Annotated in this window: 12 protein-coding genes; 9 read left to right on the plus strand and 3 right to left on the minus strand. The window is 49.0% G+C overall.

The features are described from left to right. The first annotated feature begins 4 nt into the window (after window positions 1-4). The 4 genes from B2M23_RS07870 to B2M23_RS07885 all read left to right on the plus strand — a co-directional run bounded on the left by B2M23_RS07870 (window position 5) and on the right by B2M23_RS07885 (window position 6,269). On the plus strand, window positions 5-1,444 hold the full coding sequence (locus B2M23_RS07870) for a trimethylamine methyltransferase family protein (protein WP_038352969.1): 1,440 nt from the start codon (window positions 5-7) through the stop codon (window positions 1,442-1,444). Window positions 1,445-1,453: 9 nt separating this feature from the next. After that, window positions 1,454-2,395: a DMT family transporter gene (locus B2M23_RS07875; RefSeq protein WP_038352968.1), complete on the plus strand. Its 942-nt coding sequence runs from the start codon at window positions 1,454-1,456 to the stop codon at window positions 2,393-2,395. A gap of 132 nt (window positions 2,396-2,527) precedes the next feature. Beyond that, window positions 2,528-2,917, plus strand: coding sequence for a winged helix-turn-helix domain-containing protein (locus B2M23_RS07880; protein WP_052237331.1), 390 nt, complete (start codon window positions 2,528-2,530; stop codon window positions 2,915-2,917). 76 nt (window positions 2,918-2,993) lie between these two features. Further along, entirely contained in the window at window positions 2,994-6,269 is a 3,276-nt protein-coding gene (locus tag B2M23_RS07885; RefSeq protein ID WP_038352967.1) for a response regulator, read from the plus strand. A 39-nt stretch (window positions 6,270-6,308) separates the two neighbouring features. Here the strand turns inward: B2M23_RS07885 and B2M23_RS21550 are convergent, their stop codons facing one another. From B2M23_RS21550 to B2M23_RS07895, 3 genes are all read right to left on the minus strand, one after another. After that, on the minus strand, window positions 6,309-6,446 hold the full coding sequence (locus tag B2M23_RS21550; protein WP_242945891.1) for a hypothetical protein: 138 nt from the start codon (window positions 6,444-6,446) through the stop codon (window positions 6,309-6,311). A gap of 96 nt (window positions 6,447-6,542) precedes the next feature. Beyond that, the gene (locus tag B2M23_RS07890) at window positions 6,543-7,466 is read right to left on the minus strand and encodes an MGDG synthase family glycosyltransferase (protein ID WP_242945893.1); all 924 of its coding nucleotides are present in this window, start codon (window positions 7,464-7,466) and stop codon (window positions 6,543-6,545) included. A gap of 132 nt (window positions 7,467-7,598) precedes the next feature. Next, on the minus strand, window positions 7,599-8,375 hold the full coding sequence (locus B2M23_RS07895) for a PP2C family protein-serine/threonine phosphatase (RefSeq protein ID WP_242945894.1): 777 nt from the start codon (window positions 8,373-8,375) through the stop codon (window positions 7,599-7,601). A gap of 435 nt (window positions 8,376-8,810) precedes the next feature. Between B2M23_RS07895 and B2M23_RS07905 the strand changes: the two genes are divergently transcribed. The 5 genes from B2M23_RS07905 to B2M23_RS07925 all read left to right on the plus strand — a co-directional run bounded on the left by B2M23_RS07905 (window position 8,811) and on the right by B2M23_RS07925 (window position 13,176). Next, window positions 8,811-9,221, plus strand: a complete 411-nt coding sequence (locus B2M23_RS07905; protein WP_013381967.1) for a hypothetical protein — start codon at window positions 8,811-8,813, stop codon at window positions 9,219-9,221. Window positions 9,222-9,302: 81 nt separating this feature from the next. Next, window positions 9,303-10,271, plus strand: coding sequence for a tRNA modification radical SAM protein MnmL/YtqA (gene mnmL / locus B2M23_RS07910; RefSeq protein ID WP_038352964.1), 969 nt, complete (start codon window positions 9,303-9,305; stop codon window positions 10,269-10,271). 70 nt (window positions 10,272-10,341) lie between these two features. Next, entirely contained in the window at window positions 10,342-11,190 is an 849-nt protein-coding gene (locus B2M23_RS07915; protein WP_333519707.1) for a GTP pyrophosphokinase, read from the plus strand. A 316-nt stretch (window positions 11,191-11,506) separates the two neighbouring features. Further along, a complete protein-coding gene (locus tag B2M23_RS07920; protein ID WP_038352962.1) occupies window positions 11,507-12,046 on the plus strand; it encodes a Uma2 family endonuclease in 540 nt (179 codons plus the stop codon). A 116-nt stretch (window positions 12,047-12,162) separates the two neighbouring features. After that, the gene (locus B2M23_RS07925) at window positions 12,163-13,176 is read left to right on the plus strand and encodes a tetratricopeptide repeat protein (protein WP_038352961.1); all 1,014 of its coding nucleotides are present in this window, start codon (window positions 12,163-12,165) and stop codon (window positions 13,174-13,176) included. Window positions 13,177-13,252: the final 76 nt, after the last annotated feature.

Here is a 13,252-nt window from a genome sequence, read left to right on the forward strand (position 1 = left end):
GAATATGCGACCGGAATTACGATATTTAAGCGATAAGGATCTGGAATACGTCCATAATCTGGCTCTGGAGCTTCTGGAGGACATGGGCATCGAGCTTTGCGCCAAGGAAGCCAGAGATTATTTCAGGCAGGCCGGCGCCACCGTTGAGGGTGAGATTGTCAAAATCCCGAGAAAGATTATTGAGGACGCCCTGAAAACAGTACCTAAGCGGGACGCTTTTACCCTATACGGCAGAGACCCGAAGAACGACGTCAAGGTCAATGAAGCACTGCCCTCACTGGCAGCCATGACCATGGCCACCTCGGTCATTGACCCACACACGAGAGAAAAGCGCCCGGCAACCGACCAGGATTTGATCGACCTGACAAAGATCCTCGAGATTATGGATAATGTGAGCATTGCCAGCGGCCTGATCACACCTCAGGACGTCCCCTTGGAGAGCTCAGACTGGTATACCTGGGCGGGTACCATTAAAAATACCACCAAGCACATTACCGGCGGGGCTGTCGGCAGGGAGGGCGTGCGCGACGCTGTGGAAATGGCGCAGCTGGCTCTGGGCGACGACATCGCCTTTGAGGACCGCCCGTTCATTTCCTTCTGGGTGCTGACCTCGCCGCCGATGAAGCTGGATGAAAACCCTTTGAACGTTCTCATGGAGGCCAGCCGGCTGAATGCGCCGTCGGTCATCAGCTCCGGCGGTATCCTGGGTATCTCCTCACCCATCACCATTGAGAGCGCCATCATCCACACCCACGCGGAAACCCTGGCGGGCATTGCCCTGACCCAGCTGGTGCGCCCGGGCGTGTCGGTTCTCTACTCCAGCTATGTCCGCAGCATGGATATGCAGACCATGAGCGTGTCCATGTCCTCGCCAGAGACCGCTATCATGAAGAGCATCATGGCCGAGCTGGGCCGCTATCTGGATCTGCCGACCAAGATGCCCACCAACTTGCGCGACGCCAAGCTCCTCGATGCCCAGGCAGGCTTTGAAACCGGCATGGTCGGAACTGTCGGCGCCCTCACCACTGATTTTCTGGTATCCATGCAGCTGGATATCGACCTGGTGGTCGACTACGCAGACCTGCCCTACTCCAATGAGTGCATGTCTCAGCTCAGACGCCTGGTGCGTGGCCTGAATTTCAGCGACAAGCGCATCGCTCTGGATAATATCCGCAAAACCGGCCACGGCGGCAGCTACCTGAACGCCAAGCACACAGCCAAGAATTTCAGAAAAGAGCTGTGGACCGGCGACCTGACCGAGCGCGGCAACTGGAAATCCTGGCAGAAGGACGGCGGAAAAGACATGCTTGAAAAATGTGCCGAGCGGGCGGTTGAGCTCCTGGAACAGGTGAAAGACGTCACGCTGCTGGACGCAGCCGTATGTGCCAAAATCGACGCCATCGCAGACGGCGCGTTTGAAAAAGCGAAAGCCATCAAACGATGAGGTGGCGTGATGAAAAGTAAACGCAACCTTGGCTTTATTGCCATGGCCGTGGTCATCATCATCTACGGCGTGTCCTACATCGCGCGGGATGTCATTGTCAAGTATATGCACCCCACCGTGATCGTGGCTTTCCAGTTTACCATCATGACGGTGCTGTTCACACTGTACAATTTGTTTAAGAAGATGAACATGCGCATCGAGAAAAAGGATATCCTCATGGTGGTCCTCTCCGGCCTTGTGGGCTGTACTTTCTTCCATGTCTTTACAGTCATGAGCGTTAAATACATCGGCGCCACAGTCTCATCGCTGCTCTTTGGCTTTGCGGCAGTGTTCTCACTGCTGATTGACTTTGTTTTCTTCAAGCGTAAAAAAACCAAGCTGAGTATCCTGGCTGTTGTGGTATCCCTTGTGGGCGTGTACATTCTTATGGGCATTAATCCCAGCGATCTGGCAGAAACCAATTTTATGGGCTATGCCATCTGCCTGCTGAGCATTATTTCCTGGGTTATCTACTGCTTCCTGGCCGACAAGGTATCGGACAAATATGAGAAGACCGTTGTATTGAACTACCAGGCTGTGGTGGGCGCGGTGACGACGCTGCCCTTCCTGTTCCTGTACCCGGTAGCGCTGGGCGGCCTGGTGAACCCAGAGGTCCTCATTAACCTGGTGATCCTCGGCGTATTCAATTCGACCTTCGCCTATTTCCTGAACATCTACGCGATTAAAAACATTGGCGTGACCTTTTCCAACCTGTTTATGAATTTCCTGCCAATAGTGACTATTGCCGTGGGAATGGTGCTTTACGGCACCATGCCGACCCTTAACCAGATTATCGGCGGCGTGATCATCATCGCTTCTGTCCTGATTCTTAACAAGGATCAGAAAAATCTGGACCAAAGCGCTTGTGAAATGCGGGCAGAGACTGATTTAAAAGAAGTGGATGTGGAATAAAAGCATAAAGCTTCTGACACACTGAAAATTTCAGTGTGTCTTTTTTTGTGATAAATCCCAAGCTTTTGACAAAAATGCACAAAACCATGATATAATAAAAGAATAAACCTTTTTACCATTGGAGGGTATGGGATGAATCGGGAAGAACAATCAGTGGATCGGGAGGCGCAGGGGTTTGACGCTGCGCTGCACCCGGCGCTTAAGCTGCGGCTGGCCAGAGAGCGGATTTTCTTTGGGCCGGGGCCGGCTGAGCTGCTCATGCAGATCAAGCGGACAGATTCGGTTCGGATGGCCTGCGAGCAGATGGGAATTTCCTATAGCAAGGGCTGGAAAATGATCAACACCATGGAGGAGGAGCTCGGTTACAAGGTGACAAAACGCCAGCAGGGCGGAAGGAACGGCGGCAGTGCCTGTCTGACACCGGAGGGGGAGACGCTTCTGGCAAAGTACCAGGAGCTCGAACGCCGGAGCCGGGAGGCTGTGGAAAATATTTTTCAGGAGCTTTTTGGGCCTCTGGATTAATAGATAAAATTGATTTAAGATGAGATAAATGGGCAGAGGCCGCCAGGTCTGGACTGCCGTAAGGAGAGTAAACCCTGTGACAACAGAAGAAAAAAGAGAAATCAGCGCCTTTGCCGATAAAATACTCAGGCGTTATTTCTGCGAGTGTGATGTTGAGTTTCTAATATCCACCTTTGCGCCCAATATCGTATGGCTGGGCGGCGGTGAGATGCAGAAGGCAGAGGGGGCTGAGGCTGTGGCTGCCTGCTTCAGGGAGGGCCAGGGCGACTTGGTCCCCTGCATCATGACAGAAGAGGAATATGTGGTGGAGGAGATCTCAAAGGACTGTTACATCTGCGAGGGCGTCAGCCGGATCGAGACCGTGGAGGGCTCGGAGACCAGCATGCGGGAACAGCAGCGCTGTACCTTTGTGTTCAAGCGCATGGAGGGCGAGCTGAAGTGCATGCATATCCACAACTCAATCCCGTTTTCGGCCATCGAGGACGATGAGCTGTTCCCGGTCAAGGCCGCCAAGGAGGCCTACGACAATTTGCAGGAGCTGCTGCAGGAAAAGAATCAGCAGATTGAGCTCATGATGTCCCAGCTGCCGGGCGGTATGGCCATCTGCCATCTGGACGAAGGCTACAGCATTAAATGGGTCAGCGAGGGACTCTGCGAGCTCTATGGCTACAGTGGTCCAGAGGAGCTGATTGCGGCTTCCGGCGGTCAGTCCCTGGCGATGGTAGAACCTGATGACTACGAGCATGTGCTAAAGGATATTGAGAGCTGTCTGGCCAAGGATGAGACCTACTCGGTGGAGTACCGGTTTCGCCGGAGGGACGGTTCTATGATTTGGGTTTTGGATATCGGGAAGCGTGTTGTAGACCGCGACGGCGAGGCGGTAATCTACTGCATGGTAACAGATATCACCTATCGGAGAAACCAGGATATGCTGATTCAGCAGGCCAGCATTGAGAACAAACGCCAGGCCGATTTTCTGACGCAGCTGTACAACACAGTGCCCTGCGGCATCATTCAGTTTACAACCGGCTCCGAGCATAAAATCATCAACGCCAACCGCCGGGCCTGGGAGATCTACGGCTACAGCGAGGAAGAATACTGGCAGTGTGTCAGGGATCCCTTTACCCCTGTAATGAAGGCAGAGCAGGACAAATTCCGTAAGATTGTTGAGGATATTTCCCAAAACGGCGGCAGGGTTTCCTACGAAAGGGAGGGGCGGCGCAAAAATGGTGAGCAGTGCTTTGTGAGCGTATCCATGGAGCGCCTTGAAAACAGTAATGGCAAAGAGGTCATCCAGGCGGTTTTTAACGACATTACCGAAACGCGCATGCTCCAAATGGAAAGAGAACAGGAGCAGCTCATTGAAAACCGGTCTCTGCGGGCGGCCATCTGCACTGCCTACCCGCTCATCATGAGCATTAACCTGTCTCAGAACAGCTATGAATGTTTTATTCAGGAAAAAAACATTGTTAAATACGACGAAAAGGGTCGTTATGACGATATGGTGGACATTACTATGGGCAGGGCGTACCCCTCTTACCAGGAGGATTTCGGCCGCCGCTTCTCCAGGGAAGCGCTGATGCGGCGGTACGAGGAGGGCGAGCGTGAGCTCTATATGGAAATGCAGATGATGGGGGACGACGGCGAATACCACTGGATTTCACTCTATGTGATCCGGGTTGATAATCCCTACAGTGACGATATGCTGGTTATTGGTCTCATGAAGGTGTTGGATGAGCAGCGGGCCGAAAAGGCTAGGCAGGAAAGGCTTCTGAGGGACGCGCTGACCTCCGCCGAGGCGGCCAACAAGGCCAAGTCGGAGTTTTTATCCCGCATGAGCCACGATATCCGCACCCCTATGAACGCCATCATCGGCATGAGCACTATCGGCCAGCTCAAAATTAACGTTCCCAACCGTGTGCGGGACTGCTTTGAAAAGATTGATTCTTCCTCACGCTATCTCCTGACCTTGATCAACGACATACTGGACATGTCAAAGATCGAGAGCGGAAAGATTGTCCTGGCCAAGCGGAAGTTTGATTTCTCTGAGTTTATCAATGAGATTAATACTATTATCTATCCTCAGACCAGGGAGCGCGGGATTGACTTTGTAATCCACCACCATGAGCCTATGGAGCGTTTTTACATCGGCGATGAACTGCGACTGAATCAGATCATGATGAATCTGCTCTCTAACGCTGTGAAGTTTACAGCACCCGGGGGCAGGATCACCGTGGATATTCAGGAGTTGAAGCGTGAAAACGGGCTGGCGTACCTGGGGCTCAGCGTGAGTGATACAGGCATTGGAATGTCTGAGGATTTTATGAAGAAGATTTACCAGCCCTTTGAACAGGAGAACCCCGGAACAGCCCGCAACAAGATCGGCACCGGGCTGGGACTGTCCATTGTCTATAACATTATCCAGCTCATGGGCGGCACCATTGCGGTGACCAGCGAAAAGAACCGCGGCACCACTTTTGAGCTGAGCGTGCCTCTGGAGCCGGTCTATGATACCGAGGAGGAAAAACGCCGCCGCATGACTGAGGATGCCCTGAAGGATATCCGAGTGCTGGTCGTGGACGATGACGCCATGATCGGCGAGCAGACGGCTGCCATTATGTCGAATATCGGCATCTCGCCGGTCTGGGTCGATTCCGGCGTCCGGGCTCTCGAGGAGGTGCGAAAGATGATGGAGGCCGGCTGTACCTATGATGTGGCCATGATCGACTGGCTGATGCCGGATATGGATGGCATCGAGACCACCCGCCAGATTCGGAAAATCGTCGGGCCGGACACGACCATTATCATCATTTCTGCCTATGACTGGAGCGATATTGAGGAGGAAGCGCGACAGGCGGGGGCCAACAATTTTATCTCCAAGCCGTTGTTCCAGTCAGTGATCTATGACACCCTCATGCACCTTAACATTGAGCCCCATGAGCGCAAAGAGCAGCGGCAGCCGGTCTCCAGCCTGGACGGACTCCAGGTGCTGCTGGTGGAAGATAACGAGCTGAACCTCGAAATCGCAAAAACCCTGATGGAGATGCAGGGCGTGTGCGTGGATACCGCAGAAAACGGCCAGGAAGCACTCGATAAATTCACAGACCGGCCCCTGGATTTTTATCACGCGGTGCTGATGGATATCCGGATGCCAGTAATGGATGGGCTTAGCGCCACCAAGGCTATCCGGGAGTTGGATCGCAAAGACGCCAAAACAGTACCCATCATTGCCATGACGGCCAACGCCTTTGAGGAGGACCGCCGCCTGGCCATAAAGGCTGGTATGAATGGCTACCTGGTCAAGCCCATTGATATCAATAAGCTTTTTGAAGAGCTTAAAAAGCTTTCATAAAAAACGGAAGGCTGGAGTGAGACTCCAGACCTTCCGTTTTTAATTTTCTTTTAAAAGGAAAAGCGTGTTTTCTTCAAAGGGCAGCGCCGGTTCGGTGAATGGGAGCTGTTCCAGAATATCATCGACAATGCGCTCGGCTGAGTGGCCATAATACATTTTCCGCAGGGCGCTCTTCATGGCGTATTGTTTGACCTCATTGTCTTTTAAGGCCTCAATGGCGACGAGCAGCTCTGTGGTGGTGTGGGTGATGATGGCGGCGCCGCATTTTTTAAACTATTCGGCGTTTTCGCCCTCCTGGCCCGGTACCGGATTGTGCAGGATCAGCGGCATACGGGTCGTCACCGCTTCACTTAAGGTGATGCCGCCAGGCTTGGTCATCATAAAATCACCGCAGCAGTAGAGCTCGTGAATGTCTGAGACAAAGCCAAAAATCTGTGTGTTTTTGAAAGACACTGCGGATAGTTCCTTATAAAGGGATTTGTTTTTTCCGCAGACTACAATGGTCTGGAGATTATGCAGGCTGTCGGCCTTCTCGCAGATGGTTCTGAGGTTTTTGACCACACCGTAGGTGCCGGCGCAGATAACCAGGGTACGCTTGTCTGGATCCAGATGGTATTTCTCCTGAAGGCGGTGGCGGTCGTAGTGGCCGTAAAAAGCTTCCCGGATCGGAATACCGGTCTTGAGAATGCGTTCTGCGGGAATGCCGTAGTCCACCAGATGATCCTCAACATTCTGACAGGCGACGTAAAACTTGTCGGTGTCCTCATGCTGCCAGGCAGCCGGTATGCAGAAGTCTGTGACCACTGTATAAACCGGGATGTCCGGATAGTGGGCCTGCTTCAGGATGGAGGATACCGTGTAGGGGTAGGTGTTGACAATGCAGTCGGGATGGATCTCGTCCACCATATCCAGAAGGGTTTTTTCGGTCAGTGTCCAAAGTCTGTATATAAATTTGCTGTGAGCATCCTTTTCCATATCGTAGTACATTTTTTTATAAAAGCTGCTGCCAATATTATAGGAAAGGAGATAGGATTTTTCAATAATGGTATTGACGAGTCGGTTGGTCTCATTGAACAGATCACGAACAACAGCAGTGTAGCCTTTCTGTTCAAAGGCGTCCTTAAGGGCTGCGGACACCATCTTGTGGCCTGATCCGTGGGAACAGGTCAGGATTAAAACTTTTTTGCTGCGATTCATCTGATTCAGCCTCCTTCTTCATAGTCTTACGTTTCGGTTAAGTCTATTCTAGCTGGCTTTTATTAGAGTTCCATTAGAAACAGCGAATCGTCATAAATTGTTAATATTTGTTCAGAATTTCGTCAGAAATACTCAGTCGTCATATTCGATACCCAGGAGGCAGACGTCGTCCATATCGTCGGTGCCCTCGGTAAACAGGTTGTACTCTTTCAGGATTTCCTGGCAGATAGTGTTGATGGGCTGGGTCGTATGCTTTTTTACAATCTCGGTCAGGCGTTCCATGGAGAAAAGCTCATTGCTGGTATTCTGCGCATCGATGAGTCCGTCGGTAAAGATGATAAACTTATCGCCGTTTTTAAACGGAACCGTAATGTCCTGATAGTTAATGCTGGACATGAGCTGATGCAGCCCCACAAGGGGCAGGCTCGGTTTGAGCAGCGTGATGTCGTCGCCTACCAGAATTGCCGAGGGATGGCCGGCGTTTGCGTAGCGAAGCGTATTGGCGCCAGGGTCCAGAACCAGCGCAAAAGCGCTGAAATAGGTGGATGTCAGCTGTTTTTCGATGTCGCGCTCCATACGCTGCATGAGCATGCTGGGGTGCTCGCGTACCAGCTCGTTTTCCATGGCATAGGAATAAATCAGCTTGACCATACTGGTGATCATGGCCGCGTCGATGCCGTGTCCGGTAGCGTCGGCCAGAATAAGGCTGATCTTATCATCATCCAGATTATGGAAATCGTAAAAATCGCCGCCAACTTTGCGAAAGGGCTTGAGCATCGCGTAAAGGTGATACGTATCCGATATAAACTCGCTGGGCTGTGGAATAATTTTCTTTTGGATGTTCTGGGCAAATTGCAGTTGTTTATCGAAAAGATTCACTAGCTCACTGTACTCTTTAATGGATTCCAAATTTCTGACCTCACTTTTCATACTTATAGATGGATTATAGCATACTTTATGCGCCTTTGAAACAAAATTAATGATAAATTTCTTTTATAAGGTAGGATTTTAGAGATGAATCGCTGTTTTTTAATAAAAAAGTAGCGCTTTATCATTTTGGAAGGAGAGGATGATCGTTTGTTTTCTGGTTTTCTTTTTTATGGATAAAAGAACTAGCAATAAAAAGAATTTGCGCCGAAAGGTTGACAGAAGAAAAAGTTTTCGGTATCATAAACATTTGCAAGCTCAGATTAAGATTAATGTGAGAAAATTAAAGTGGAGATGTGGTAAAATATTTTCTCTTATTTGTGAAAATAATATAATTAAAATATGGAGAAAAGGGATTGTATTTTATCGTTTTCACCTGTATAATGTTAATAACAACATAGAAAGTAGGTGTCTTAAATGATTGAATTTGTATATGGAGCAAAGGGAAGCGGAAAGACTAAAAAAATGATCGATATGGCCAATGCTGAGGTTGGTTCTGCAAAAGGCGATATCCTGTTCATCAACGACAGAGACAAATACAGAGTGACTGTTGATACCAAAATTCGTTTTATTAATTCCGAAGATTTTGAAATTAAAGGGGAAGATGAGCTTTACGGTTTTATCAGTGGAGTAATCGCCGGAAATTATGACGTCGATGTTGTTTATATCGATAATTTACTGAGAATTCTTGATGCAGATGGTCCGGAAGACATTTCCGGAATCCTTGAAAAGCTGGACAAAATCCAGAAAAAACAGGATATCAAATTTGTGCTTAGTCTGAGCTGCGAAGAAAGCACAGTTCCAGATTGCGTGAAAAATTATCTGTAAGAAATGGAAAGGCGCTCCCAGGATTTGCTGGTAAAACTGCGGGCGTCTTTTTTTATTTTGTCAAAAATTGGAGGAATTACCATGGAAGAACGCCCGCTTTACAGGGTTTATTCACAATGGCTGAGAGAGCGTTATGGCAGCAAGGTTTACAAGCTTCCTGTCAACGTGCCGGTCTCCTGCCCAAACCGCGATGGCACAGCTGGAAAGGGCGGCTGTATTTACTGCGGCGCCAAGGGCGGCGGCAATGAAACGCTGTCCGATACCTTGAGCGTGGCCGAGCAGGTGGAAAAAAACCGGGCTTACATCGCAAAACGCTACAAGGCTAAATTATTCATTCCTTACTTTCAAAGCTTTACCAACACCTATTGCAGCGCCTTCCAGCTTGAGCGCTGGGTACGTGAGGCAGTGGGTGACGGCGAGGGTATTGCCGGTGTGGCTATTTCCACCCGGCCCGATTGCCTGAGCGGCGAGCAGCTGGATTTCTTAAGCCGTTTCCAGCAGGAAAAGCAGTTGGACGTGTCCATTGAGCTGGGCCTGCAGACCGCCAACTATAAGACCCTTAAAATATTGAACCGGGGGCACAGCCTGGCCGATTATATCGAAGCGGCAGCGGCGGTCAAGAGCCACGGACTTCAGCTCTGTACCCATGTGATTCTGGATCTGCCCTGGGACGACCGGGACGACGTGGTGGAAACCGCCGGCGTGGTCTCTGCCGTTGGGTCGGATTTTGTCAAATGTCACGCACTGTATGTGGAGAAGGGTACCGTCCTCGCGGAAATGTATTTAAAGGGCGAAATCAGCCTTTTTCCCAAGGAAGAATATATAGAGCGGTGTCTTTTGTTTCTCTCGCATCTGCGGCCAGATATGGTCGTTCAGCGCATAATTGGTCGGGCCCCGGAAGCGGATAGTATTATTACCAACTGGAACACAAGCTGGTGGAAGATCAAAGAAAGCCTGGAGGAACGCATGCTCTGTGAAAGCGTGTGGCAGGGCAAAAATTTTCATAAAAAACAGGAAATAATACGTGCAAAATGGGCGCCGTTATTGTAAAATAGATTAGATAACAGACTGTCAGGAAATCCGTTTTCCGGCAGTCTGTTATGAAGTTGTGAAACCAGAGGTGATTGTATTGAGTACACAATACTGGCAGGAGTTCCTCATTCCCTACAGACAAGCAGTGGATGAGCTGGTCCTGAAATTTAACAGCCTGAAAAACCAATCGATGACGCTGGGAGAAAATTCACCCATTGAGTCGGTTCGAGGCAGGGTGAAAACCGTTTCAAGTATTCTTGAAAAAATCAATAAATATGGCTTTGACGTTGAAGATCTTGAGACAAACATTAAAGACATTGCCGGCATTCGCATCATCTGTCAGTTTGTGGAGGACATCTATGAGGTGGTCGATATTATCCACGAGCGTGATGGAAAGGACCTGCGCATTGTGGATGTTAAAAACTATATGGAGGGGGAGGACCAATCCAGCCTGAAATCAGGCTGTGGAATTCCTAAAGAGAGCGGTTATCAGAGCTATCACCTGATCATTCGATATCCGGTTTTCTGTGCCCTTGGTTACAGAGAAATATACGCCGAAATTCAGATCCGCACTCTGGCAATGAATTTCTGGTCCATCATCGAACACTCCCTCAGCTATAAGTACAAGGAAAAGCTGCCGGAAGCCCTGAAGGCCCGGCTTCATAATACCGCTGATTCTGTCATTGGCTTGGACCAGGAAATGTCCGCCATCCGCGACGAAATCCAGCAGGCCCAGAAGCTGTTCAAGATGAAGTCCAGCACTGTTAACAGCATTCTCGATAATATCGACAATTTATACAAGCTCGACCAGTCCGACAAGGCCGTTGCCTACGAGCGTGATTTCGAGGATCTCTCCGAGCAGGAAGACCTGATCCAGCTGATCCTCCTCAAAAAAGAGCTGGAATCCGAAATCAGCCGGATAAAAGAGGAGAACTGACGCTGAGTCCATTTTTAGTGTTAAAAATGGCAGCGAACAAGGTGCGTGAGCGGGTGAGCAATAACGAAGCTAACGCAAAATCCATAAAAATCATCCTGTAAGGATAAAAAGATTTTTATGGATTTGTGTTCCTTAGAAAAGCCAGGGACTGTATGAGCGGGTAAGCGTTACGCAGCCCATATAAAATCCGGCTTCTGTAACATTTAATGTTAAAACCAGCCATAATTTGGTATAATAGTTTGGAAGAAAGTGCTATAATGAATAAACTGAAATGATAATAATTCAGCAAGGTATCAATACTAAGGAGCGAATCAATATGACAAGACTATTAAGATTGGAAAAAGGTAATGAGGATGCCCTGAAGGGTGAAAACTCTGAAATTATTAACGGCGTGGCCTATGAAAAACCAGAGCTTGATGAAGCGCACAAGGATATCGTACGCTACCTGCATGCTGCTTCCAGCAGATATGTGCTGACCCACAGACCGCTGGATAAGCTGGCCATGCCCCACGACCCGCTCGTTATCGACTCGGAAGTGCTGCCGAACACCATTTTAAGACCAGAGATCGCCATGCAGATTAAGGATGAGAGTTTTCCTGCGTGGGTAGTGGAGATCGCTTCCGAGGAAAATATGGAAGTGGCCTATCTTGAAAAAATGAATATTTATATGGCTGCCGGTGTAAAAGAATACTGGGTAATTGACCCGGTTAAACAGGTGATCCTCTCCTATAATTTTATGAAAAACCCATGGATTCCGGCCATCTATGACAGTCCTCAGCGGATTAAAGTGAGCGTTTATAAGGATTATTTTATTTCTTATTCGGAAATATTTAAGGATCGTTCCGAAGAAGAATAAAGAGATTCTCATTCATTAATTTTTATTAAGTTTCCTGAAAACAGTATCCGTTTTTCAGAAAAATTGATATAATATAAAATAATGCGTATAGTATGGAAAAGTTAAGGAGTTTGCAAATGGCGGCTGAAGAAAAAAAGGATGCACTGGTCACTTATACGATGGATGAATGGGTCGAAATCTACAGTGAAGCAGTCATAGGATTATATAAGAGATTACTGGATTATGCCCGTGTGGTCTATGATCCGGAAAGCAAAAGCTACAGCTATTTCTGGCAGTTAGTCAATTCTGCCTACTATCTTGATGGTCAGGTCATCGGCCATAACCTGGATGAGATGATCGGATGCCAGTGGGACAACGAAAAAATTCTGGAAACATTGGAAAATGATTACAAGACACTCTGTGTTATTTTTAAGGACCGCTATGTCGATGTGCTCAGAGAAAGCTTTCAGAATGAACTAAATGCAGAAGCCATTCACTACAATACCCTGCCGGATCCTAAAGACCGGGAAGGCTTTGAAAAGCTGCTTTTCAGCCACGGAGCAAAGGTGTTCAAAAATGTATCGGATTTGGCCGGAAGCGGCGATATTTCTGCCCAGGTGCTGCTTGGAAAAATGTATTTTCTGGGATGGGGCACCAAGGTCGGCGCAGAAGAGGGCCTGTACTGGTTCAAAAAGGCGACGGAATCCGGAAACGGCGCAGCGTTCTTCTATGCTGGCATGGCCCATGAGTATATGACCTGCTCAGAAACTGGCGTCAACCTCAACGCCGAGTCCTGTGAGCTTTACCACGAAGCCATGAATGCTGGGTTTACCGAGGCGGCCTATGCGCTTTATCGCTATTACGGCCGTTATGTCAGCGGAAAAACAGGAATGTTCCGTGCCAAAAAATGGTTAAATAAGGGCATCGAGCTTGGCAGTGTCTACTGCCAGTACGAAGTCTGCCAGGCGCCCGAAGAGCGTTTTGCCACTAATAATGTGAAAACCGTGGTGGACTGGGTGAAAGCGGCGGCGCATTTTGGCGTTCCAGATGCCTTAGAACTGTTGGGAGACCTCTATCTCCAGGGGCATGCAGGCCTGAAGGTTGATTTTGAAAAGGCCGAATCCCTCATGGAGAAGGCTGTCAGTCAGTGATTACAAGATATAGAAAAATTAGAATATAATAGGATAAAAACACAATATATAGAGGTATACGTCGTTTTGGCGTATA

It is taken from the genome of Eubacterium limosum (genome assembly GCF_000807675.2).
GTDB classification, from domain to species: Bacteria; Bacillota; Clostridia; order Eubacteriales; family Eubacteriaceae; genus Eubacterium; species Eubacterium limosum.

What these genes read in the sequence shown, in the direction of transcription:
- B2M23_RS07870 (WP_038352969.1), top strand. Translation starts at nt 5, where the DNA reads ATGCGACCGGAATTACGATATTTAAGCGATAAGGATCTGGAATACGTC.
- B2M23_RS07875 (WP_038352968.1), top strand. Translation starts at nt 1,454, where the DNA reads ATGAAAAGTAAACGCAACCTTGGCTTTATTGCCATGGCCGTGGTCATC.
- B2M23_RS07880 (WP_052237331.1), top strand. Translation starts at nt 2,528, where the DNA reads ATGAATCGGGAAGAACAATCAGTGGATCGGGAGGCGCAGGGGTTTGAC.
- B2M23_RS21550 (WP_242945891.1), bottom strand. Translation starts at nt 6,446, where the DNA reads ATGAAGAGCGCCCTGCGGAAAATGTATTATGGCCACTCAGCCGAGCGC.
- B2M23_RS07890 (WP_242945893.1), bottom strand. Translation starts at nt 7,466, where the DNA reads ATGAATCGCAGCAAAAAAGTTTTAATCCTGACCTGTTCCCACGGATCA.
- B2M23_RS07905 (WP_013381967.1), top strand. Translation starts at nt 8,811, where the DNA reads ATGATTGAATTTGTATATGGAGCAAAGGGAAGCGGAAAGACTAAAAAA.
- mnmL (WP_038352964.1), top strand. Translation starts at nt 9,303, where the DNA reads ATGGAAGAACGCCCGCTTTACAGGGTTTATTCACAATGGCTGAGAGAG.
- B2M23_RS07920 (WP_038352962.1), top strand. Translation starts at nt 11,507, where the DNA reads ATGACAAGACTATTAAGATTGGAAAAAGGTAATGAGGATGCCCTGAAG.
- B2M23_RS07925 (WP_038352961.1), top strand. Translation starts at nt 12,163, where the DNA reads ATGGCGGCTGAAGAAAAAAAGGATGCACTGGTCACTTATACGATGGAT.